The sequence below is a fragment of the Formosa sp. Hel1_33_131 genome (assembly GCF_001735745.1).
Lineage (GTDB): Bacteria > Bacteroidota > Bacteroidia > Flavobacteriales > Flavobacteriaceae > Hel1-33-131.
In genome coordinates, this window is the sequence record NZ_CP017260.1 from 2,534,340 (window position 1) to 2,558,400 (window position 24,061).

At 37.4% G+C, this 24,061-nt stretch carries 17 protein-coding genes; 12 read left to right on the forward strand and 5 right to left on the reverse strand.

Annotation, left to right across the window (positions count from 1 at the left end; translation table 11 throughout):
• Positions 1-2 precede the first annotated feature (2 nt).
• The 8 genes from FORMB_RS11750 (at position 3) to FORMB_RS11785 (ending at position 14,846) form a co-directional block, all read left to right on the forward strand.
• Positions 3-935, forward strand: coding sequence for a glycoside hydrolase family 16 protein (locus FORMB_RS11750; RefSeq protein ID WP_069677643.1), 933 nt, complete (start codon positions 3-5; stop codon positions 933-935).
• Positions 936-959: 24 nt separating this feature from the next.
• Positions 960-3,266 (forward strand): PKD domain-containing protein, encoded by a 2,307-nt coding sequence (locus tag FORMB_RS11755; RefSeq protein WP_069677644.1) that lies wholly within the window; start codon positions 960-962, stop codon positions 3,264-3,266.
• Between the two features lie 306 nt (positions 3,267-3,572).
• Entirely contained in the window at positions 3,573-7,046 is a 3,474-nt protein-coding gene (locus FORMB_RS11760) for a hypothetical protein (RefSeq protein ID WP_069677645.1), read from the forward strand.
• Positions 7,047-7,061: 15 nt separating this feature from the next.
• On the forward strand, positions 7,062-8,354 hold the full coding sequence (locus FORMB_RS11765) for a glycosyl hydrolase family 17 protein (RefSeq protein ID WP_069677646.1): 1,293 nt from the start codon (positions 7,062-7,064) through the stop codon (positions 8,352-8,354).
• Positions 8,355-8,397: 43 nt separating this feature from the next.
• On the forward strand, positions 8,398-9,843 hold the full coding sequence (locus FORMB_RS11770; protein ID WP_231925547.1) for a glycoside hydrolase family 30 protein: 1,446 nt from the start codon (positions 8,398-8,400) through the stop codon (positions 9,841-9,843).
• A 33-nt stretch (positions 9,844-9,876) separates the two neighbouring features.
• On the forward strand, positions 9,877-12,225 hold the full coding sequence (locus FORMB_RS11775) for an MFS transporter (protein WP_069677648.1): 2,349 nt from the start codon (positions 9,877-9,879) through the stop codon (positions 12,223-12,225).
• Between the two features lie 15 nt (positions 12,226-12,240).
• Entirely contained in the window at positions 12,241-13,149 is a 909-nt protein-coding gene (locus FORMB_RS11780; RefSeq protein WP_069677649.1) for a glycoside hydrolase family 17 protein, read from the forward strand.
• A gap of 158 nt (positions 13,150-13,307) precedes the next feature.
• Complete coding sequence (locus FORMB_RS11785; RefSeq protein ID WP_069677650.1) at positions 13,308-14,846, forward strand: YifB family Mg chelatase-like AAA ATPase; 1,539 nt, start codon at positions 13,308-13,310, stop codon at positions 14,844-14,846.
• Positions 14,847-14,960: 114 nt separating this feature from the next.
• Here FORMB_RS11785 and FORMB_RS11790 read toward each other — a convergent pair whose 3' ends face one another.
• The 4 genes from FORMB_RS11790 to FORMB_RS11805 form a co-directional block, all read right to left on the reverse strand.
• Positions 14,961-16,337 (reverse strand): aldehyde dehydrogenase, encoded by a 1,377-nt coding sequence (locus FORMB_RS11790; protein WP_069677651.1) that lies wholly within the window; start codon positions 16,335-16,337, stop codon positions 14,961-14,963.
• A gap of 3 nt (positions 16,338-16,340) precedes the next feature.
• On the reverse strand, positions 16,341-17,051 hold the full coding sequence (locus FORMB_RS11795) for an RluA family pseudouridine synthase (protein WP_069677652.1): 711 nt from the start codon (positions 17,049-17,051) through the stop codon (positions 16,341-16,343).
• A 4-nt stretch (positions 17,052-17,055) separates the two neighbouring features.
• Positions 17,056-17,874 (reverse strand): 3-methyl-2-oxobutanoate hydroxymethyltransferase, encoded by an 819-nt coding sequence (gene panB, locus FORMB_RS11800; protein WP_069677653.1) that lies wholly within the window; start codon positions 17,872-17,874, stop codon positions 17,056-17,058.
• Positions 17,875-18,037: 163 nt separating this feature from the next.
• A complete protein-coding gene (locus tag FORMB_RS11805) occupies positions 18,038-18,511 on the reverse strand; it encodes a hypothetical protein (RefSeq protein WP_069677654.1) in 474 nt (157 codons plus the stop codon).
• Positions 18,512-18,676: 165 nt separating this feature from the next.
• Here FORMB_RS11805 and dnaK point away from each other — a divergent pair, with 165 nt between their 5' ends.
• Complete coding sequence (dnaK, locus tag FORMB_RS11810; RefSeq protein ID WP_069677655.1) at positions 18,677-20,572, forward strand: molecular chaperone DnaK; 1,896 nt, start codon at positions 18,677-18,679, stop codon at positions 20,570-20,572.
• Between the two features lie 37 nt (positions 20,573-20,609).
• On the opposite strand, the gene FORMB_RS11815 is transcribed toward dnaK, so the two are convergent.
• Positions 20,610-21,506, reverse strand: a complete 897-nt coding sequence (locus tag FORMB_RS11815) for a Brp/Blh family beta-carotene 15,15'-dioxygenase (RefSeq protein WP_069677656.1) — start codon at positions 21,504-21,506, stop codon at positions 20,610-20,612.
• 110 nt (positions 21,507-21,616) lie between these two features.
• On the opposite strand from FORMB_RS11815, the gene FORMB_RS11820 reads away from it, so the two are divergent.
• The 3 genes from FORMB_RS11820 to FORMB_RS11830 all read left to right on the forward strand — a co-directional run bounded on the left by FORMB_RS11820 (position 21,617) and on the right by FORMB_RS11830 (position 24,025).
• Positions 21,617-22,351, forward strand: coding sequence for a bacteriorhodopsin-like (locus tag FORMB_RS11820; protein WP_069677657.1), 735 nt, complete (start codon positions 21,617-21,619; stop codon positions 22,349-22,351).
• 132 nt (positions 22,352-22,483) lie between these two features.
• The gene (locus tag FORMB_RS11825; RefSeq protein WP_069677658.1) at positions 22,484-22,909 is read left to right on the forward strand and encodes a PaaI family thioesterase; all 426 of its coding nucleotides are present in this window, start codon (positions 22,484-22,486) and stop codon (positions 22,907-22,909) included.
• A gap of 3 nt (positions 22,910-22,912) precedes the next feature.
• Complete coding sequence (locus FORMB_RS11830; protein ID WP_069677659.1) at positions 22,913-24,025, forward strand: chorismate-binding protein; 1,113 nt, start codon at positions 22,913-22,915, stop codon at positions 24,023-24,025.
• Positions 24,026-24,061: the final 36 nt, after the last annotated feature.

The following is a 24,061-nucleotide window of genomic DNA, read 5'->3' on the forward strand; positions in this document are numbered from 1 at the left end:
ACATGAATAAAATAAATAAATATAAGTTAAGGATTCAAACACTCGTGTTGATGTCTTTTCTTTTTGCATCATTTTTCACGATTTCCAGTTGTGATACAGACGAAACCCAAACGGTTGCCACGTTTACAAATTTAACGATGTCTGATGAGTTTGATGTTGAAGGTGCTCCTAATTCTGAAATTTGGAATTACGATACAGGAACAGGTATCGATGGTTGGGGTAATAATGAGTTGCAATATTATACAGACCGTTCAGAAAATGTAACCGTACAAAATGGACTGTTAGTAATTTCTGCGATTGAAGAAAATTATAACGGCTCCTCATTTACATCGGCAAAACTGGTTACCAAAGGAAAATTCTCTCAAGCCTATGGACGTTTTGAAGCACGTATTAAAGTTCCGGGAGGATCAGGTCTTTGGCCTGCATTTTGGCTCTTAGGAGAAAACGTCGATGTGGACGGATGGCCTCAATGTGGTGAGATTGATATTATGGAGTACCGCAGACAAGAACCTACAAAAGTAAGCGGCTCTATACACGGACCAGGGTATTCTGGTTTAACAGATCCACAGGGACAAGTGACCAAAAGTTACGACTTAGGAAATGACCGTTATGACGCAGGATTCCATGTGTTTGGAATTGAGTGGAGCCCTGATTACATCAACTATTATATAGACGATGTATTGTACAATCAAATTACACCTTCTGATATTGAAGTCACACCAGCCGATGCTGTTTACATCCTAAACGATGGTGTTGCAGCGACTGCTGATACCGAAGCAATTCCGGGGACTGATATTACTGGGGATTGGGTTTTTAACAAACCCTTCTATATCATTATTAATTTAGCTGTTGGAGGTAATTTCCCAGGAAATCCTGACAGTGGAGAGACGTTTCCACAAAACATGCTAGTAGATTACGTAAGAGTATATAAATAATAAAAACAACTAATATAACAGACGATGAAAAATTTATTTAAAATATTAAAAAAAGTTTCACTACTTATTTTAGCAATCAGTTTTATGGGTTGTGACGATGATGAAGCGGTTTTACCACAACTTACAGCTGGTTTTACACACACGATTAATGCAGATACTGGTACAGTCACCTTTATCAATACCTCAGTAAATGCCTCAACATACGCTTGGGATTTTGGAGATGAAAGTACTTCAACGCTTATTAATCCAGTAAACGTCTATGCAAACGGTACATACTTGGTGGTTTTAAAGTCCTCCAATGTCGCAGGAGCTTATGATATTTTTTCTGATGAGATTACAATTAATATTCCTGAAATCGCAACCTTACCAATTACGTTTGATGGTGTAAATACCAACTATGATGCAACCGTTTTTGATGGTACAAGTTTTGAGATTCTTACAAATCCAGATCTTTCAGGTACAAACGCAGTGGAATCTAATGTAGGAGCAGTTACAAACAGTGGTGCGACTTACGAAGGCTTGTTCTTTGAATTAGGGGCACCCGTAGATTTAACGACTGACAAGTCGATCAAAATGAATTTCTGGGCAAATGCACCAGTAAACGTTTTATTAAAACTTGAAGATGGTTCTGCAGCAAATGTAGAAGCTACAGCCAGTCATACAGGAACTGGTTGGGAAGAAATTATTTTCACTTTTAACTCTGCCGCGAGTTACTCACAACTTACCATGTTTGTAGATGGTGCGGGAACAACCGATGGGACATTCTATTTTGATGATATTACACAAATAGTATCGCCTCCAACACCTTGTACAGCAGAAACAGTTGAATCAATTTCCGCTGCTGATTTGAATATAACATTTATGTCAGATCCAACGGCTAGTGTTGTTAATGATGGTGCTACATTTGAGTGGATAGACAATCCAGATTTTGATAACGCAGTAAATACTTCTTGTAAAGTAGGGAAAATCACAAAATTAGGAAACAACCCTTGGGATAACAATCAAATTGTCTTAGATGCGAAATTGGATTTTAATGCCAATGAAGGTTTAAAAATGAAAGTTTGGTCTTCAAGACCAAACACTGAAGTTAGAATTAAACTTGAAGAAGATGGAACTCCAGCTACTAATGTAGAAAAGTTTTTAACTACATCAGTTACTGATGGATGGGAGGAATTAAGCTTCGCTTTTACTAGTGTTGATAGTGACAAATACAATAAAGTGGTTCTTTTCTTTGATTTGAATGCAAACAACACAGATACTTATTATTTTGATGATTTGACATTATATGGAACAGGAACAGGTCCTGTAGTTTGTGATCCTGAAACAACAGAGTCTTACAGTGCATCCAACTTAAACATGACGTTTCAATCCGATCCAACTGCAGACTTTATCACTGATGGTGCTAGTTTTTCATGGGTAGATAACCCAGACTTTGACAATACTGTAAACAGCTCTTGTAAAGTAGGTAAAGTCGTAAAAGCAAATAACAATGCTTGGGATAACAATCAATATGATTTAGACGCAAAATTAGATTTTAATGCGAATACTGGCTTAAAAATTAAAGTATGGTCTGCAAGACCAAATACCGAAGTTAGATTAAAATTAGAAGAGATTGGAAATGCAGGTAATAATGTTGAGAAATTTTTCACAACTTCAGTAACAAGCGGATGGGAAGAATTGACGTTCCCTTTTACAGCTGCTGATAGTGGTAAATTTAATAAGCTTGTTATTTTCTTTGATTTAAATGCTAATAACACCGATACGTACTACTTTGACGACCTTAAGCTTTATGGTTCTGGCGGCGGTGGTGGCGGCGGTGGCGGTTCATATAATCTTACGCTTCCTATTAATTTTGAGACAACAGGACATGGAGCAAGTTGGACTTGGAATGTTTTTGAAAATGATTCGAACCCACCAGTTGAATTCGTAGCAAATCCAAATGCATCAGGAATAAACACCTCAAGTACAGTGGCTAAAATCACGGCACTTCAAGCTGGACAACCTTATGTTGGTTGTGAAACCGCACATGGCGAAATGGGAATTACGTGGGATCTTTCTGCATCCAATGCGATCATTAAGATTATGGTTTACAAAACCGTAATCAGTGATGTTGGTATTAAACTAGTAAATACTACTAATGGCGCACAAGGAGAAATCAAAGTTCCAAACACTGTAATTAATGCATGGGAAGAATTGACATTTGATTTTACGAGTCGTATTGGAAATGGATTAGATGGCTCTACAAATATTGATCAGATTGTTGTATTCCCTGATTTCAATGCAAGAACATCGGATAATGTAGTGTATTTCGATAACATTACGTTTCAATAATTAATAAATAAGGCTAGGGAAAAATTATCTCTAGCCTTTTTATATTAAAATAGTCAATAGTTCAGCCAGAATTCATACAGGTAAGTTATCCGTAAAAGAAACGCTATAATTTTCGTTTATTAAAATAAATGAATTAAAACACGAATAAAAAGGTTATGATTAAGTTGTTTTTAACAAGCCTTTTTTATTTTTGAAATTAGTATTTAAGTATTAAAAAAAACCAATCAACTCTAAGCAGTTAAAAGATATTAAAGAATTATAAAGCCTCAAAAAATCATAAATGGGGGTTTATTGATAAAAAATTAAATGACAAAGAAAGCTATTTTTTTAGGAAAAAATAAAGACGTGAATCAGGGTAAAGACATCGATGGAACCTTAGTCAACATTGACAACGAAGTCTATTATAAGATTTCGAATAGTGACAAAATGAGACCATTTTTCATGAGCATCGTTAGTGATTCAAATCACTGGATGTTTATTTCTAGTAATGGAAGTCTAACCGCTGGAAGAAAAAACTCTGAATTTGCATTATTTCCGTACTATACAGATGATAAAATCACGGAAGCAGCTGAAATCACAGGAAGTAAATCTATTTTCCAAGTAGTCAAAAATGATGAAGTTCATTTATGGGAACCTTTTTCGGATCGTTTTGCAGGAAAGTACAAAACCACTCGAAATTTATATAAAAACGAGTATGGTAATAAAGTCTTGTTCGAAGAAATCAACCACGATTTAGAACTCACCTTTCAATACCAATGGAATTCTACAAACACCTTTGGATTTATAAAAAAATCGAAGCTTATCAATACTGCAACCTCTACTGTTGAAGTCAATGTATTGGATGGGATTCAAAACATTTTACCTTACGGCGTTGGTAGCGATTTACAAAATGCAAGTAGTAATTTAGTCGATGCCTATAAACGTAGTGAGTTAGAAAAAAGTTCAGGTTTAGGGATTTATGCTTTAAGCGCAATTATTGTAGATAAAGCAGAGCCTAGCGAAGCTCTAAAAGCAAATATTGTTTGGTCTTTAGGTTTAGACACTCCTAAATATTTACTCTCCTCCTTACAACTTGATAGCTTTAGAAAACAATATGAAATTCAAGATGAGACGGATGTCAAAGCTGAAAAAGGCGCTTATTTTGTCAATTCTCAAATTGTATTAGCATCCCAAGAAGACAAAGAGTGGTTGCTTGTTGCAGAGGTGAATAAAAACCATTCCGCCATTGCAAAGTTGGTTAATAAAATTAAAACCAATGATGGTTTATGGGAATTGATAGACCAAAAAATTGAAAAAGGAACCACGCGTTTAATCGCCTTAAATGCGGCTTCTGATGGTTTACAGCTTTCCGCAGATAAATTTAGAGATACACGCCATTTCTCAAACACCTTGTTCAATATTATGAGAGGTGGGATTTTTGATAATAACTATCAAATTGAAAAATGGGATTTTAAAAATTACCTAGCAAAAGCCAATAAAAAAGTAGCAAGAACGACAGAAGAAAATGTTGAAAAACTTCCTGAAAAGTTCACGCTTTCAGTGTTACAAGAACTCGCTCATCAAGTAGATGACACTAACTTTAGACGCCTTTGTTTCGAATACATGCCGTTAAAATTTAGCCGTCGTCATGGAGATCCGAGTCGTCCTTGGAATAAATTTTCAATCAACACCAAAAGTGAGATTGATGGTTCAAAAATATTAGATTACGAAGGAAACTGGCGCGATATTTTCCAAAACTGGGAAGCATTGGCACATTCGTATCCTGCGTTTATTGAAAGTATGATCCATAAATTTTTAAACGCAACAACCTTTGATGGCTACAATCCATACCGTGTAACCAAAGGCGGATTTGATTGGGAAACTATTGAACCAGACGACCCTTGGTCGTACATCGGTTATTGGGGCGATCATCAAGTGATCTATTTACTCAAATTTTTAGAGTTTATTGAAAGCCACCAACCAGGTAAATTAGCAACTCTTTTTGATAAAGATTTATTTGTCTATGCCAATGTTCCTTATAAGATCAAAAGCTACGACGCCTTGCTTGAAAATCCAAAAGATACCATTGAATTTGATGAAGCACTCGATCATAAAATTAGAGAACAACGCGTAGAACTTGGAGCCGATGGTGCCCTACTTCGCGATGAGAATCGTTTTATTGTAAAAGTCAATTTCATTGAAAAAATACTAGCCACCACTTTAGCAAAACTTTCAAACTTTATTCCAGAAGGTGGAATTTGGATGAATACGCAACGTCCTGAATGGAACGATGCCAACAATGCCTTGGTTGGTAGTGGGGTTTCTATGGTCACCTTGTATTATTTACGACGTTTCTTGAAATTCTTTGATACAGTCATAGTTCAATCGGACTTAGAAACCGTCGAAGTTTCTAAAGAACTCGTCACATTCTTTGATGCTATTTCAACGACCTTTAAAGATAACCAGAATTTACTATCCGGGCGTATCAATGATACAGACCGAAAAGTAATTTTAGATGCCTTAGGAAATGCAGGAAGCAACTATAGAACTCAAATTTATAATGCCGCTTTTTCAGGAAGAAAAAGTGAACTATCTGTGAAGGATATAAAAGCATTTATTGAGGTGAGTCTTCAGTATTTAGAGCACTCTATCGAAGTGAATAAACGAGAAGATAATTTATACCATGCATATAATTTAATGACCGTCAACGAAAACAACAGCGTTTCAATTTCGTATTTAGATGAAATGTTAGAAGGTCAGGTTGCCGTTTTAAGTTCAAAATATTTATCAACCAAACAGTCCTTATCTGTTTTGGATGCAATGAAAAACAGCAAGCTTTTCCGTCCAGACCAATACAGTTATTTATTATATCCGAATAAAGAATTAAAAGGATTCATTGGGCGTAACACAATTTCAGCAGCAGCTGTGTCATCGTCTAAATTATTAGGACAACTCGTAAGCGATAAAAATGTTCAAATTATAGAGAAAGATGTCAATGGTGATTACCATTTCAATGGAAATTTTAAAAATGCCAACGATTTAAAAGCGGCTTTAATCGAACTTTCAGGAACTTCTTACGAAGCACTCGCTCATTCAGAAACTCCAAAAATACTACAGATATTTGAAGAAGTATTTAACCATAAAGCCTTTACAGGTCGTTCAGGTACCTTTTATGGCTATGAAGGATTAGGATCCATCTATTGGCACATGGTGTCGAAATTGCAATTAGCAGTTTTGGAAAGCTGTAATTCAGCCATTGAATCGGAAGCTGATGCAGTGGATGTAGGGAATTTATTAGACCACTATTACGAAATAAATGCAGGAATTGGTGTGCACAAATCACCAAAACTCTATGGAGCATTTCCAACCGATGCCTATTCGCATACACCGGCAGGAAAAGGTGCACAACAACCAGGAATGACGGGACAGGTAAAAGAAGATATTTTATCACGTTTTGGCGAACTAGGAGTGGTAGTTTCAGAAGGAACACTAGGATTCAATCCACGTTTACTACGAGGAAATGAGTTTTTGAAAGAAAGTAACATCTTTCATTACATCGCGATTCCTACTAAAAAAGACAGCATTTTGGTTTCAGAAGGTTCACTTTGTTTTACCTACTGTCAAGTGCCTATTATATACACCATAGCAGAAGAAGACAGTTTAACGGTTGACTTCAGCAATGGAACCGCAAAAACGTTTAATAGCTTAAGCTTAGATACAGAAACAAGCGAACACGTATTTAATCGTAATGGTGAAGTCGTTCAACTAAATGTACATATTAAAAAGAGTCGTTTAAAATAAAATTTGTAAGATATTATGAGAGCAACAAAGCATATATTAATTTTAATACTCCTTGTTTTTCTTGTAATATCTTGTAAAAATAAGCAATCAAATACGCAGAACCCGAACCAACAAAATCAAAACGAAGTGACAGCTAAAGACATCTTAGGAAATTCAAAATATTTAGCGATCTCTTACGGAGGATATCGAAAAAAATCTCGAGATTTTCAACCCTCAATTGAAGAGTTAAAAGAAGATATGAAAATTCTTCATGCGATGAATATTAGAATATTGCGCACCTATAATGTGCGTTTGGCGCATACGTCTAATATTTTAAAAGCCATTCGGGAGTTGAAAAATGAAGATGCCAATTTCGAAATGTATATGATGGTTGGTGCTTGGATCGATTGTAAAAATGCTTGGACCGATCAACCGTTGAATCACCATGAAGAAAGCGAGAACAATGCCTCTGAGATTGATCGTGCAGTCGCTTTGGCACAAGAATTTCCAGATATTGTAAAAGTCATTGCCGTTGGAAATGAAGCCATGGTCAAATGGGCCGCCTCTTATTTTGTGCAACCCGCTGTGATTTTAAAATGGGTAAACCATTTACAAGCTTTAAAGAAAAAAGGAGACCTATCCAAAGACTTATGGATCACCAGTTCCGATAATTTTGCTTCTTGGGGTGGGGGAGATCCTCAATACCATGTGGAAGATCTCACGAAATTAATCGAGGCTGTGGATTATCTATCTGTACATACCTATCCAATGCACGATACACATTACAATCCTATTTTTTGGGGCGTTTTCGGGGACGAAACCGAATTGTCAAGTTTGAAACGCATTGATATTGCCATGAACCGAGCCAAAACTTATGCCGTTTCACAAAGCGATAGTGTGGCAAGTTATATAAAGAGCTTGGGCATTAACAAACCAATCCATATTGGTGAAACAGGTTGGGCAAGTTTTTCTAACGGTTATTACGGGGCTAAAGGCTCTAAAGCAACCGATGAGTACAAGGAGGCTATTTTTTACAACCATATTCGTGAATGGACTAATGAAGCTAATATGTCATGCTTCTATTTTGAAGCCTTTGATGAACCATGGAAAGATGCGCATAACTCAGGAGGTTCTGAAAACCATTTTGGTTTATTTACGGTGGATGGTAAAGCAAAATACGTTCTCTGGGATTTGGTAGATAAAGGCGTTTTTGAAGGATTGACACGTGGCGGGAATCCCATCACCAAAACCTATAATGGAAATAAAGAAGCACTATTCCTTGAGGTTGAATTGCCTCCGGTAAAAAAAGAAATCACAAAGAACCATTAATATGAAACGTTTAAAAATACATCATTTTTTAATTTTATTCGCAATGCTCACAGCATGTACATCTAAAGAACCTTTGCAAGTAACCGTTTATGAAACGTCTGCGAATGGTAACAAGTTAACCGAAGTATCAGAATTTAGTACTTCTGAAAACCCTTCGAAAATTCAACTGAGTCCGGAACAAATATTCCAAACCATCACTGGTTTTGGGGGCTCATTTACGGAATCTTCTGCGTACTTACTAAATCGTTTGAGTAAAAAAAATAGAACTAAAATTATCGACGCTTACTTTAGTGAAAAAGGTGCCAACTATTCATTGACCCGTACACATATTAGTTCTTGTGATTTTTCATTAAATAACTATACCTATGCGCCTATAGCGGATGATTTTGAGCTAAAACATTTCAGCATCATAGAAGATATGGACGATTTAATCCCTATGATAAAAGACGCAATGGCCGTCTCTGAAGATGGATTTAAAATCATAGCTTCTCCATGGACCGCACCGCCTTGGATGAAAGATAATAAAGAATATGTTGGTGGTAAATTACTACCAGAATACTACGATACCTTTGCCTTATTTTTTTCTAAATACATAGATTATTATAAAGCTGAAGGCATTGATATTTGGGGTTTAACCCCCGTCAATGAGCCTCATGGAAATGGCAATAACTGGGAGAGTATGCATTTCTCTCCAGAAGAGGAAACCGATTTTGTTCAAAACCATTTAGGACCAAAACTGGAAGCGGACGGAAAAGGAGCAATCAATATTTTAGGCTATGATCAAAACAGAGCTGGATTAAAAGAATGGGTCGATGTGATGTTTGAAAATGAAGCAGCTTCCAAGTATTATGCAGGAACCGCCATTCATTGGTATGAAAGTACTTATGATTTTTTCCCTAAAGCATTACAATATGCTCATGACAAAGCACCTAACAAATACTTAATAGAAACCGAAGGCTGTGTAGATTCTGAAATTCCAAAATGGCAAGATGACAAATGGTATTGGTCTAAAGAGGCAACGGATTGGGGATTTGATTGGCGAGAGCAAGAAAAAAAATATTTACATCCAAAATACGCCCCTGTCAACAGATATGCCAGAGATATTATTGGTTGCTTAAATAACTGGGTTGACGGTTGGGTCGATTGGAATATGGTATTGGACAGACAGGGTGGTCCAAACTGGTTTAAAAACTGGTGTGTTGCTCCTGTGATTGTAGATTCCGATAACGATGAAGTCTATTTTACGCCTTTGTATTATACGATGGCACATTTTAGTAAATACATACGACCCGGCGCCAAAGTGATTGGTCTGGATCATTCGGATACCGACCTACAAGTCACCGCTGCACAAAACCCTGATGGAACCATTGCAGTTGTGGTATTCAATGAAGGAACAACATTAAAAACCTTTGAACTTTCTTTAGGAGAATCTTCAACAATAATAGCCATACAACCACAAGCCATACAAACGATTGTATTACCAAACTAACAAACTAACACACAAACTAAAAACCAACACATCATGTCTAACACTCTTAACAAAGTCCCCTTAGGTCAAAAGATTGCCTTTGGCTTAGGAATGCTTGCCAACCAAATGTTTCCAGCAGCACTTGGAATTTTTATGGTCGTTCTCGTACAAAATTTAGGATTTCCAGGTTGGATGTGGGGAATCATATACTTTTTTCCGAGAATATTTGATTCTTTCACAGATCCAATAATGGGGTTTATCTCAGATAACACCAAATCTAAATGGGGGAGACGTAGGCAGTATGTGTTTATTGGTGCGATTGTGATGGGAATTTCCTTTGCAATTATGTGGCAATTATATATAGATAGTGGCGTAGATTATAATTTTGTGTATTTTATGTTTTGGTCCTTTATCTTTTATTTAGGGCTCACTATTTTTAGTGTTCCTTACGTAGCGATGGGCTATGAGATGAGTGATGATTTTCATGAACGTACAAGCATCATGGCGGTTGCACAATGGATCGGCCAGTGGGCATGGGTTATAGCTCCATGGTTTTGGGTGATTATGTATATTAACGGCGATGATGGATGGTTTGAAACTGCAGAAGAAGCGACACGGACTTTAGCTATTTGGGTTGGTGTTATTTTAATGTTTGTGGCGATGGTTCCTGCACTATTTATCAAGAGTAAATCGACTTTAGACGAAGATTATGCCGATTTATCACTTAGTAATATTAAAGGAAGTTTTAAAGAAATCAAGTTAGGATTTCAAGAAGCGTTGAAAATTAAGCCGTTCCGTAAATTATGTATTTCAACTTTTCTAATTTTTAATGCCTTCAATACGGTTGCTACATTTACCTTTTTTGTCATTGTATATCAGTTATTTAATGGAGATGCAGAAGCTGCAAATGCGGGATACTGGCCTTCGTTATTTGGATGTTTAGGGGCGTTGTCCACAACCTTTATCGTCATTCCGATTGTCACTAGGATGTCTCGTAAGCTAGGAAAGAAAAATGCATTTTTATGGTCTCAAGGGATTTCTATAATAGGGTACATACTCCTTTGGTTTTTATTGATTCCAGGAAAACCCTATATGTTTATTTTCGCCCTTCCTTTCTTCTCCTTTGGAATAGGAAGTTTATTTACATTGATGATGTCCATGACTTCAGATGTAATTGATTTAGATGAATTAAATACAGGAAAACGAAGAGAAGGTATTTTTGGCGCTATTTATTGGTGGATGGTCAAATTTGGTTTTGCAATTGCTGGAGCTTTGAGTGGAGTCATTCTATCCGTTATTGGTTTTCAAGAAGGCATTGCCTCTACGGAACAAGAAGGGGCTATCATTGGTTTGCGTGTATTCTTTTCGGGTTTCCCAATATTAGGAACTCTAATCGCTATGTGGATTATGCGTGACTATGATCTTACAGAAGAAAAAGCGGTAAAAATCAGTGCTGAACTAGCAAAACGAAAAGAGAAACCAACCTCTTTTTATCAAACAAATAAGTTAGCATCCTTACTCGCTTCAGGAATACAAATTGATTCGACTTCGGATACTGATTTCACTTCAAAATCGGATGCGGATATTAAAGCCCTGTTTTCAGAAACTTTAAATAAGGGTCTGCACGGCATGTGTTTTAGCCCGTATTTAGAAGGACAAAACATTGGAAATCAGTTATCGGAATCTCAAATCAGTCAACGTATGGATGTCATTGCACCTTACACTCAATGGGTGCGTTCATTCTCCTGTACTGAAGGGAACGAGCATACACCTAAAATTGCCCACGAAAAACATTTAAAAACAATGGTGGGTGCATGGATCGGAAGTGATAAAGCTCAGAACGAAAAAGAGCTCAACACCTTAATCAAACTTGGAAAATCGGGGTTTGTAGATATCGCAGTTGTAGGGAATGAAACCTTGATGCGTGAAGAATTAACAGAAGAAGAATTGATTGCGTATATAAACCGTGTCAAACGCTCCCTACCAGGAATTCCTGTGGGTTATGTGGATGCCTATTACCAATTTGTAGAACGCCCTAAGCTGATTGATGCTTGTGACGTTATTTTAGCTAATTGCTATCCGTTTTGGGAAGGCTGTAGTATTGAGCAATCAGCAACGTATTTAAAGCAAATGTATGCCGTCACACAACAAGTAGCCAATGGGAAGCCTGTTATTATTACAGAAACAGGCTGGCCAAACCAAGGAGATCACACAAAAGATGCGGAACCTTCAGAAAACAATGCGATGAAATATTTTATAGATACTGCCAATTGGGCGGGACAAAATGAAGTACCACTATTCTATTTCTCCTCATTTGATGAGTCATGGAAAGTACATCACGAAGGAGATGTTGGAGCACGCTGGGGACTTTGGGATAAGAATGAGAATTTAAAATTTCAATAATAAAACTACAGTACTATGTCATTTAAAGAAGGTCAACAATTTTCGCTAAAAAAAATCGATCAACCCTACGAATCTGGAGTTAATTTCACGAAACTATCTACAGAAGGTTTAGAAGAATTATGGAAACATACCTTAAACAACGGAATGCACGGTTTGTGTTTTAGTATGTATGAAGACGGCCAAGGGCCTGGTAATAAAATTACAGAACATCAGGTTGATAGACGTATGCAAGTGATCAAGCCTTACACCAAATGGGTGCGCTCATTTTCGTGTATTGAAGGCAATGAATTCATCCCTCGCATGGCGCACAAACACGGCATTAACACCTTGGTTGGTGCTTGGTTGGGTGATGACTTAGAAAAAAACGAAGAAGAACTAGAAGCCTTAATTGCATTGGCAAAAGAAGGCTGTGTAGATATAGCTGCCGTTGGCAATGAAGTGATGTATAGAGAAGAACTCACAGAAGCACAGTTGTTAGAATACATCCTTAGAGTAAAAGAAGCATTGCCCGGAATTCCAGTAGGCTATGTGGACGCTTATTATGAGTTTACACAGCGACCAAAAATCGCAAAAGCTTGTGATGTCATTTTAGCCAATTGCTATCCCTATTGGGAAGGCTGTAGCCAAGAAGACTCCTTAAATCACATTCAAAAAATGTTTGGCGAAGCAGTTGATGCGGCACAAGGAAAAAAAGTAATAATTACTGAATCTGGCTGGCCGAGTGAAGGCGGCAGTTTAAGAGGGGCGTTTTCATCTAAAGAAAATGCAATGCGCTATTTTATAAATGTCCAAAAATGGTCTAAAGAAGCCAATATAGATCTATTTTATTTCTCCTCCTTTGATGAATCATGGAAAGTGGGCACCGAAGGCGATGTTGGTGCCTATTGGGGTCTGTGGGATAAAAATGAGAAGTTGAAGTTTTAGGAATCGAATCGTTTAAAAAAGAAAGGTTTTTTGTTTGTTGGAGTGATTATTCTAGCACAACTTAAAACCTTTTTCTTATTTGACATTATAACAAACCCCTCTTATAAGTTTTATTATTCCGTAATATTCAGTAGTTTTAAGTCCTCAAATTTATTGAAATGCTCAAAAAAGTCTACGGAAGCGCTGTCTTTGGCGTGGAAGCACATACCATCACTATTGAAGTCAATGTCGATAAAGGCATTGGTTACCATCTGGTAGGATTGCCAGATAATGCTATTAAAGAAAGTAATTTCCGTATTGCGGCGGCCCTTCAGAACAATGGTTATAAAATTCCTGGTAAAAAACTCATTATTAATATGTCGCCAGCCGACATGCGCAAAGAAGGCTCTGCCTATGATTTGCCCTTAGCGATGGGAATTCTAACCGCCTCCAATCAAATTACAGAAGACCATATCGAGCGCTATATCATTATGGGAGAGCTCTCCTTAGACGGAACGGTGCAATCTATAAAAGGCGCACTACCCATAGCTATTAAAGCCTTAGAGGAAGGTTTTGAGGGATTTATCTTACCGAAAGAAAACGCCAAAGAAGCTGCCATCGTCAGTGGTTTGAAAGTGTATGGGGTTGAACACATCTCTGAAGTAATCGACTATTTTCATAACAACAAGCCCTTAGAACAAACCATTGTGGATACCCGAGCCGAGTTTCAAAAAAACCTTGAGCATCCCGAATTTGACTTTTCAGATGTCAAAGGGCAAGAGAGTATCAAGCGCTGTATGGAAATTGCGGCATCTGGTGGACATAACATTATATTGATTGGCCCTCCGGGAGCAGGGAAAACAATGCTCGCCAAGCGGTTGCCTTCCATTTTACCTCCGATGACTTTGCACGAAGCATTGGAAACCACCAAAATACATTCGGTTGTGGGGCGTGTTGGGGCTCAAAAAGGACTGATTGCACAACGCCCATTTCGATCGCCCCATCATACAATTTCAAACGTCGCTCTTGTGGGCGGTGGGAGCTATCCGCAACCTGGGGAGATTTCACTATCTCACAACGGCGTATTGTTTTTAGATGAATTGCCCGAGTTTAAACGTGAAGTTCTCGAAGTCATGCGACAACCGTTGGAAGATCGAGAAGTCACGATTTCACGTGCGAAGTTTACAGTTACCTACCCAAGTAGTTTTATGTTGGTCGCCAGTATGAACCCAAGTCCAAGCGGGTATTTCAACGATCCGAATTCGCCAATGATGTCTTCAGCCACCGAAATGCAACGCTATTTAGGTAAAATTTCGGGACCTTTATTGGATCGTATTGACATCCATATAGAGGTGACGCCCGTGCCTTTTGAAAAGTTGTCAGACGAGCGAAAAGGGGAGTCCTCCGTAGATATTAGAAAACGGGTGACCAAAGCCCGTGAGCTGCAAACCAAACGCTTTGAGGATTCTGAGGTCGTACATTACAACGCACAAATGAACACCAAACAAATCCGGAAATACTGCAAGTTAGACGACACGTCCATGCAGCTTTTGAAAACTGCTATGGAGCGTTTAAACTTATCTGCTCGTGCCTACGATCGCATCCTAAAAGTTTCCAGAACCATTGCCGATTTAGAAGGTGCTTTGTCTATTGAAAGCACTCATATTAGCGAAGCCATTCAATACCGAAGTTTGGATCGAGAGGGGTGGTTAGGATAATTTACAGATATTAAATTATAAGTTTACATTATCTTAATAATTACTTGACAAACAAATACTTAAGAAATCACTATAAGAAAAAACTATGACAATTCATAAGTTGTTTTTAAGTCTTTACCCTAGAAATTTAAACAGCCGCTTCAGCTTTTTAAGCTTGTTTGTGTAGGGCGCATAGCGTAGTGGAATGTCCAACCAATTTCCTTTAATAACGATGCCTTTTTTGTGCGAAAATGTATCAAATCCAAGCCGCCCATGATAGGCTCCAATACCACTTTCTCCGACCCCTCCAAAAGGTAATTTAGAGTTTCCGAAATGAATCATGGTATCGTTGATTGTGCCTCCTCCAAAACTATAAGTTTCAATCATCTTTTTGTAAAAAGATTTATTATTTGAAAAGACATAAAACCCAAGAGGTTTGTCATATTGACTTAAAACGGACTGGATGTCCTCTTCGGTTTCATAACTCAAAATGGGTAAGATAGGGCCGAAAATTTCATCTTTCATAACTTCTGAATCCATAGAGGGTTCGTCAATTAGCGTAGGAGCGAGGTAGCAATCGGAGATGTCGTATGAACCTCCAAACACCACCTTAGAGTCGGTAAGCATCGTTGTCAACCTAGATAAGTTGGCAGCATTGATAATCCGAGGGTAATCCTCGGATTCTTGTGGGTTTACGCCGTAAGCTTTCGTGATTTCGGTTTTTAAATCAGAAATCAACTGTGCTTTTACAGAGGAATGAACCAATAAATAATCAGGTGCTATACACGTTTGCCCTGCATTGACAAATTTACCCCATACCAATCGTTTTGCGATCAGTTGTGTTGGCATGCTGTCATCTACAATACAAGGATTTTTACCGCCCAATTCGAGTGTTAAAGGAGTTAAATAAGGTGCTGCAGCTTTGGCTACAATTTTCCCGACGGGAACACTTCCTGTAAAGAAGATGTAGTCCCAGCGTTCTTTTAAAAGCAAGGTGGTTTCAGGAATACCTCCTTGAATCACTTTGAGGTGTTCGGGTCTAAACACAGCACTTAGGATGTTTTCTAGTAACTGCGAGGTGTGCGTCGTATGCTCACTTGGTTTTAGAACTACTGTATTTCCTGCAGCAATGGCAGCGATGACAGGAGCAATTGCCAACTGAAACGGGTAGTTCCAAGGCGCAATAACCAATACAGTTCCGTAAGGCTCGCTGTAGATGAAATCTCTTGAGGGGAAATTAAGTCCCGCAGCTCTTATTTTTTTGGGTTTCGACCAAGAGTCAATATGTTTTAAAGTGGCGTCAATTTCAGAGATGATAATACCGACTTCACTAAAATAAGCTTCAAACTTCGATTTTTTAAAATCCTTATAAAGTGCTTCGTAAATAGCCTCTTCTTTTTTAAGAATCTCTGAACGAAGGTTGCTAAGTAATTTTTTAAGCATTCCGACATCACGAGTGGCACGTGTTTGAAAATACTGTTTTTGAGTCTCTAAAATTAATTTCGCTTCCATAGTTTATACATCAATGTGATTCATACATTCCTTCCATAATACCTCGTTTGGAGGGGGCGCAGTAACGGATGTTAACTGCTCATTTACAGGATGTGTAAATGAAATATTTCGGGCGTGTAAATGGATACTCCCGTCGGGGTTGCTACGGTCAAATCCATATTTCAAATCACCTTTGATAGGACTTCCAACAGTAGATAACTGACTTCTGATTTGGTGGTGTCTTCCCGTTTCAAGATTGACTTCAAGAAGGTGGTAGCGGTCCAAACTATAGATTAATTCATAATGCAGTACCGCCTTTTTACTTTGATCAACTTCTTTAATATATGCTTTTGACTTGTTGTTTTTAGGATTTTTCTTAAGCCAGTGAATGAGTGTGTCTTTTAATTTTGAGGGCTTATTCTTCACAACAGCCCAATAAGTTTTATTTATTTTTTTGTTCAAAAACAATGCATTCATTCTCGTGAGTGCTTTAGAAGTTTTAGCAAATACAACAATTCCGGTGGTAGGGCGGTCCAACCGATGCGTGACTCCCAAATAAACAGCCCCTGGTTTGTTGTACTTCTTTTTTATATACCCCTTTACAATATCACTGAGAGGCGTGTCTCCAGTTTTATCACCCTGAACAAGGTCTCCAGAGCGTTTATTGATGACTATTAAATGATTGTCTTCATGAAGAATTTGAAGGTTGTCAATATTTGAAACAATCTTATCCATCAATTTAATACTGTTCGTTTTCACTAGGAAAGTCAGAAGATTTTACATCGTCAATGTATTGATTGATTGCTGTGGTCATTTCTTCGTGTAGGCTCAAATAGCGACGTAAAAAACGCGGGTGAAATTCTTGCGTCATTCCAAGCATGTCATGTAATACGAGTACCTGTCCATCAACGCCGCCACCAGCTCCGATTCCAATAACAGGGATGCTAATACTTTCAGCAACTTGTTGTGCTAAGGCTGCGGGAATTTTTTCAAGGACCAGAGCGAAGCAGCCTAGGCGCTCTAGAAGTTTTGCGTCTTCAATTAGTCGTAAAGCCTCTTCTTCCTCTTTGGCTCTTACGGTATAAGTTCCAAATTTATAGATCGATTGAGGTGTAAGTCCTAAATGGCCCATGACAGGAATTCCGGCATTTAATATCTTTTTAATAGAATCTTTAATTTCTTTACCGCCTTCTAACTTTACGGCATGTCCACCACTTTCTTTCATGATGCGAATTGCAGAGCGTAAGGCTTCTTTAGGGTCACTTTGATAGGTTCCAAAAGGCAAGTCAACCACCACCAGCGCACGATCGATGGCACGTACTACAGAAGACGCGTGGTAAATCATTTGATCCAAGGTAATTGGAAGTGTGGTTTCATGGCCTGCCATGACGTTACTGGCAGAGTCTCCTACCAAAATTACGTCAACGCCTGCACCATCTACAATCTTGGCCATGGTGTAGTCATACGCTGTAAGCATGGATATTTTTTCACCCAAGGACTTCATTTCAATGAGCGATTTTACTGTCACTCTTTTGTATTCTTTTTTTGATGCTGACATTTTGGTATATAATTTTGATAGATTGTAAATGTACTAAATTAGTATATAAATCCTGCTTTTTGAATAAGAACTAAATAATGAAGCCTAATTTGTTGCTAGAGCTGAAGATCGACTGTGTAAATTTTTATCTTAATAGATTGTAAATCAACTAAAGATCACTTTATTAGTCACGTTTTTGAAACAAAGAACTATCGAAATCAGTCATTTCAGGATTGCTAAGATTACTTACATTATCTGCAGGAACTACCACAATTCTAAACACAACATCTTGAGTCCAAACAGCACTTAAATTATCAAAATTTGCAGTGCCCTCTAAAAATAGTTTAACATCAGTCTGTGTAAAATCAAAATTATAGGTGAGCGTTGCACCACCAACAAAAATAGTACTTTGTGGTAATAACCTCCAGACATCTTGACCATTATCAGTTTCCCATAAGATATAAACCAAAGTAACATCATATTCAAAAACGTCAAATCCGTATGGTTCAACAATTTCATAGTTGTTAGAGGGATTAAAATCGACTACAATTTCAAATGCACTAGACACAATTAAACCCCCATCTCGTCCGTCAATTCCTTCTTCAACAACACAAGACATAAATAATACAACAGATAACAATGACACTAATTTTTTCATAATGGTTAATTTATTAATTATATCAAAGATACTAATCTGTTGTTTGTTTTTTAATAAAAGGGAATTTTATTTTTTTTCTGACATCGTGTCAGTCCTATTGTATTGGCACAATGATTGACTTATGGTTTGCGTAATATTTAAATACAAAATTAAATTATATAAATTATGAGTAAGATTATTGGAATCGATTTGGGAACTACAAACTCTTGTGTTTCCGTCATGGAAGGAAATGAGCCCGTTGTCATCACAAATGCTGAAGGACAACGTACAACCCCATCTGTCATCGCTTTTGTGGATGGTGGTGAAATCAAAGTAGGAGACCCTGCAAAACGTCAAGCGGTCACCAATCCTACAAAAACCGTTTATTCAATTAAACGTTTTATGGGAAACAAATTCTCAGAGTCTAAACAAGAAGTAGGTCGTGTCCCTTACAAAGTAGTCAAAGGAGACAACGATACGCCACGTGTAGATATTGATGGTCGTTTATATACGCCACAAGAATTATCGGCAATGGTACTTCAAAAAATGAAGAAAACTGCTGAAGAGTTTTTGGATCAAGAAGTTACAGAAGCGGTAATTACAGTGCCTGCTTATTTTAACGATGCACAACGCCAAGCAACCAAAGAAGCTGGTGAGATTGCAGGATTAAAAGTAAGACGTATTATTAATGAGCCTACAGCGGCTGCATTGGCATACGGAATGGACAAGAAAGGAAAAGATCAAACCATTGTTGTTTTTGATTTTGGTGGAGGAACACATGATGTTTCGGTATTGGAATTAGGAGACGGCGTTTTTGAAGTACTAGCGACGGATGGTGACACGCACTTAGGTGGAGATGATGTTGATGAAAAAATCATCAACTGGTTAGCAGAAGAATTTATAGCGGATGAAAACTTAGACTTACGTAAAGATCCTATGGCGCTTCAACGTTTAAAAGAAGCAGCTGAAAAAGCGAAGATTGAATTGTCATCTTCTGCACAAACAGAAATCAACTTGCCTTATGTGACAGCGACTGCAAGCGGCCCAAAACACTTGGTACGTTCATTGTCAAAAGCAAAGTTTGAGCAATTAATTGACGACTTAGTAAAAAGAACAATTGAGCCATGTCAAACGGCTTTAAAAGCAGCAGGCTTGTCAACAAGTGACATTGATGAAATTATTTTAGTAGGAGGTTCTACTCGAATTCCTGCGGTTCAAGAAGCGGTAGAGAAATTCTTTGGAAAGAAACCTAATAAAGGAGTAAATCCTGATGAGGTTGTTGCTGTAGGTGCTGCCATCCAAGGTGGGGTATTAACAGGAGATGTGAAGGATGTATTATTATTAGACGTTACACCATTGTCTTTAGGAATTGAAACTATGGGGAATGTAATGACTAAATTAATTGAGTCTAACACAACCATCCCAACTAAAAAATCTCAAGTATTCTCAACAGCAGCAGACAATCAGCCTTCAGTTGAAATTCACGTCCTTCAAGGAGAGCGTGCCATGGCAGCAGATAATAAAACGATTGGACGTTTTCATTTAGATGGACTTCCACCAGCACAGAGAGGAACACCACAAATTGAAGTGACATTTGATATTGATGCCAATGGAATCATCAAAGTTTCCGCAACGGACAAAGCAACCAACAAAACTCAAGACATTCGTATTGAAGCGTCTTCTGGATTGACAGATGAAGAAATCCAAAAAATGAAACAAGATGCAGAGGCTAATGCAGATTCAGATGCGAAAGCTAAAGAAACAGCAGATAAGTTGAATGCTGCTGATGGTATGATTTTTCAAACAGAAAATCAGCTTAAAGAATTTGGTGATAAATTATCGGATGATAAGAAACAACCAATTGAAGCTGCATTGGAAGAATTGAAAGCGGCCTATGAATCTAAAGACATCGCGGTTATTGACCCAGCTTTAGAGAAAATTAACGAAGCATGGAAAGTTGCTAGCGAAGAAATGTACAAAGCACAAGAAGGTGCCCAAGGTACTCCTGCGGATGCTGCTCCAGATGCTGAAGCGTCTCAAGAAGATAATGTTGAAGATGTAGATTTCGAAGAAGTGAAATAACAGTTAGTTTTGTTTAATACAGAAAAGCACAATCAGTTTATGGTTGTGCTTTTTTTTTGGAAAACATTCTGAGCATTACAAAAGCATGTGGAAATGTAACCGCAGCTATAAATGAAAAGAACAAGGGATAGAACTGTTTCTCACTACTAAAAATCGCATATAGAATAACCATTCCTATCAATGAAATAATCCAGTAGGGCACGGCTGCTTTGCAGTACTTTAAAGCTGAGGTTGTTTTAGTGTTCCCGTAGATAAATGTAATTTGTTCTATTAAGGAAGGGATACTGTGCCAAAGAATGAAATAAATAGCAAACCCCCATATCAAAGAAGAGGAACTGAAAATCATTGCCAAAACAATTAAAGTGAACAGTTCTTTTAAAACAACTTCTATAGCCAGGCGTTTTTTGAGAAACGCCACACTTAAAACAAGTCCCACGAAACCACCTAACACGATTAATATATGGGGTGTGTATAAATGAGCGATCTCGTAGCCAGTAATTTCAAATACAATCGATTTCACTGCCGCATCGTTAAAAGCAAACAATAGATATAGAATTAACATTCCGTAAGAAAAGTAAAATATAGATTTAAGAGTGGTATTTAATTTTGAAAAACGATGATCCCAATGCTGTTCTCCAAAATGGTAAGCGCTAAATAACATAAACAGAATCATTGCTAGGGAAGGCATCAAATAAAAAACTAAAATTGCAACCGAGACTATTAATAGGTAGGCGACAAGGAGTGTGAATTTAGAATAGTGTTTTACATTTTTTAAAATTTTATTAACAATAAGTAAATCGTTAGATCCATGGATCATTCCAAATGTAAATATTAAAATAAAACCCAAAATAAGCTCAAAACTCTCTGGGACATGGGTAGTTATCCATAAGCCTAAGAAGCTTGAGACGATTGAGAAATTGAAAATATTCTTCATAAAATAGTGTTAAATACGTGGTCTGAGGCTACAAATTTACGAAATACTCAACAATTAGTTTAATTTTTTATATATTTGTTTAAACAAAAAACTAACTAAACTTTTAAAAAATGACAAACTTAATTTTACCTTTTGCAAACAAGGTTGCCCTTATGGCAGACACGGATTACGTAGGCTTTACGTTCTTTATTGGATGTATGGCAATGATGGCAGCTTCTGCCTTTTTCTTTTTATCTTTAAATCAATTTGACAAAAAATGGAGAACTTCTGTTTTAGTTTCTGGTTTAATTACATTTATTGCAGCTGTACACTATATGTACATGAGAGACTATTGGGGAGAACATCAAGTATCACCAACGTTCTTTCGTTATGTAGATTGGATTCTTACGGTGCCATTAATGTGCGTTGAATTTTACTTAATCCTAAAATTAGCTGGTGCTAAAAAATCTTTACTTACTAAAATGATTGGACTTTCAGTGATCATGTTAGTAACTGGTTACTTAGGAGAAACTGTTTTTTCTGAGCAAGCATCTATGTGGGGCTTTTTCTCTGCTGTAGCATACTTTGCTATCGTTTACGAAATATGGCTTGGTGGAGCAGCAAAATTAGCTAAAGAAGCTGGTGGCGATGTATTAGCAGCTCACAAAATTCTTTGCTGGTTTGTACTTGTTGGATGGATCATCTATCCATTAGGTTACTTAGTAGGTACAGCTGACGGACAGTGGTATTCTTCTTTTGCAAACCTTGGACTAGACATGGATGTATTATACAACATTGCAGATGCAATCAACAAAATCGGATTCGGTTTAGTGATCTACAGCTTAGCAGTTAAGAAAACAGCTTAATTATAGAATACAAGTAGATATTGAATTAAGACTGTCTGAAAAGGCAGTCTTTTTTTTTGCCTTTTTTTAACGGTATCGGGTTATTGACTTCATCGTTGATTTTTGTAACTTTACACTCAAATCACACTAGAAATGAGTCCAACAAAAGATCAGATTATAAAGGCTGCAACCGCAGCTTGTAAAGATACCTTAATGGAAACCCTTAACATCGAATTTGTAGATGCAGGGGAAGACTTTGTAATTGCTAAAATGCCCGTCAATAAACGTGTGTATCAACCCGATGGAGTACTTCACGGAGGTGCTACAGCGGCACTCGCTGAAACTGTCGGAAGTTTTGCCGCACATATTTTTTTAGATACCAAAAACTATTTTGTGAGAGGAATTGATATCTCTGCCAACCACATCAAAAGTGTGAAAGAAGGCTTTGTATATGCCAAAGCAACCTTTATTCACAGAGGAAGAACCATGCAGATTTTTAATATCGAAGTCACAGACGATCAAAATCAATTGGTTTCTTCTTGTAAACTGACCACCGTTTCACTTCCTAAAGAACGCTAACCGATGACCTCGACTGATTTTTTCGATCAAATAAATACAGCGATCCAATCGAAACGATCCTTTGTGCTTTTTTCCAAACCAGAAAATCAAGCTATAAAAGCATATATACAAACGACTACAGAGAATCATATCATTAATGATTATTCTGAGAGTGGATTTGTATTTGCACCCTTTGATTCTAAAAAAGACAGTTATTACATCCCCTTAGAAGATTCATCAGTTATAAAGCTAGAACAGCTGGAGTTTGAAGTGTTTTCTGAAACAAGTCCTCTCCACTCAATGGATTCTACAGGCGATCATTTAAACTTGGTGTCTAAAGCGATTGATGAAATAAAAGCTACGGATTTAGAAAAGGTCGTGCTTTCAAGAGAGTTCAAATTTAATTTAGAGGACTCAAACCCGATTGAGATTTTCAAGAAATTAGCACAAAATTATTCATCTGCGTTTACCTATTGTTGGTTTCATCCTGAAACAGGATTTTGGTTGGGCGCATCCCCTGAAAGTCTACTAAAACTAGAAGGCAAGTCAGTATCTACAATGGCACTAGCGGGAACCCAAATTTTTAAATCTTCTGAGCAAGTCCAGTGGGATTCAAAAAACATGGAAGAACATGCGTTTGTAACTGATTATTTGCTTGAAGTTCTATCGGATTATTTAGAGCCCATTAAAACGTCTGGACCACATACACTCAAAGCGGGGGAATTGTTGCACTTGCAAACACTTATAACGGGACGCTTAAAACCGACATACCAAAGTTTAAAACAGCTATTGAGGGCAATGCATCCCACGCCAGCGGTGTGTGGTACGCCTAGAAATAGGGCGTTAGAATTTATCAATTCAATGGAATCCTACGATCGTGAGTATTATGCTGGTTTTTTTGGAGAATTAAATATTCCTTCAAAATCAACTTTTAGGAATTCCAAAAGAAATATTGAAAACAGAGCCTACCAAACAGAACGTAAATCTACCCACCTTGCGGTAAATTTGCGCTGCATGCAGTTAAAAGACACTTTGGCAGTTCTTTACAGTGGAGGTGGGATTACAAAAGACTCCGATCCTTTGTCCGAATTTACGGAGACTGAAAACAAGATTCAAACCATAAAAAAGGTACTCTAAACCTTTAGGAAATATTTATTATTTCATTTCATTTTA

Coding starts and splice junctions, on each gene's coding strand:
- FORMB_RS11795 (WP_069677652.1), bottom strand. CDS start 17,051: ATGGATAAGATTGTTTCAAATATTGACAACCTTCAAATTCTTCATGAA.
- panB (WP_069677653.1), bottom strand. CDS start 17,874: ATGTCAGCATCAAAAAAAGAATACAAAAGAGTGACAGTAAAATCGCTC.
- FORMB_RS11785 (WP_069677650.1), top strand. CDS start 13,308: ATGCTCAAAAAAGTCTACGGAAGCGCTGTCTTTGGCGTGGAAGCACAT.
- FORMB_RS11775 (WP_069677648.1), top strand. CDS start 9,877: ATGTCTAACACTCTTAACAAAGTCCCCTTAGGTCAAAAGATTGCCTTT.
- FORMB_RS11790 (WP_069677651.1), bottom strand. CDS start 16,337: ATGGAAGCGAAATTAATTTTAGAGACTCAAAAACAGTATTTTCAAACA.
- FORMB_RS11770 (WP_231925547.1), top strand. CDS start 8,398: ATGCTCACAGCATGTACATCTAAAGAACCTTTGCAAGTAACCGTTTAT.
- FORMB_RS11765 (WP_069677646.1), top strand. CDS start 7,062: ATGAGAGCAACAAAGCATATATTAATTTTAATACTCCTTGTTTTTCTT.
- FORMB_RS11750 (WP_069677643.1), top strand. CDS start 3: ATGAATAAAATAAATAAATATAAGTTAAGGATTCAAACACTCGTGTTG.
- FORMB_RS11815 (WP_069677656.1), bottom strand. CDS start 21,506: ATGAAGAATATTTTCAATTTCTCAATCGTCTCAAGCTTCTTAGGCTTA.
- FORMB_RS11760 (WP_069677645.1), top strand. CDS start 3,573: ATGACAAAGAAAGCTATTTTTTTAGGAAAAAATAAAGACGTGAATCAG.
- FORMB_RS11830 (WP_069677659.1), top strand. CDS start 22,913: ATGACCTCGACTGATTTTTTCGATCAAATAAATACAGCGATCCAATCG.
- FORMB_RS11780 (WP_069677649.1), top strand. CDS start 12,241: ATGTCATTTAAAGAAGGTCAACAATTTTCGCTAAAAAAAATCGATCAA.
- FORMB_RS11825 (WP_069677658.1), top strand. CDS start 22,484: ATGAGTCCAACAAAAGATCAGATTATAAAGGCTGCAACCGCAGCTTGT.
- FORMB_RS11755 (WP_069677644.1), top strand. CDS start 960: ATGAAAAATTTATTTAAAATATTAAAAAAAGTTTCACTACTTATTTTA.
- FORMB_RS11805 (WP_069677654.1), bottom strand. CDS start 18,511: ATGAAAAAATTAGTGTCATTGTTATCTGTTGTATTATTTATGTCTTGT.
- FORMB_RS11820 (WP_069677657.1), top strand. CDS start 21,617: ATGACAAACTTAATTTTACCTTTTGCAAACAAGGTTGCCCTTATGGCA.
- dnaK (WP_069677655.1), top strand. CDS start 18,677: ATGAGTAAGATTATTGGAATCGATTTGGGAACTACAAACTCTTGTGTT.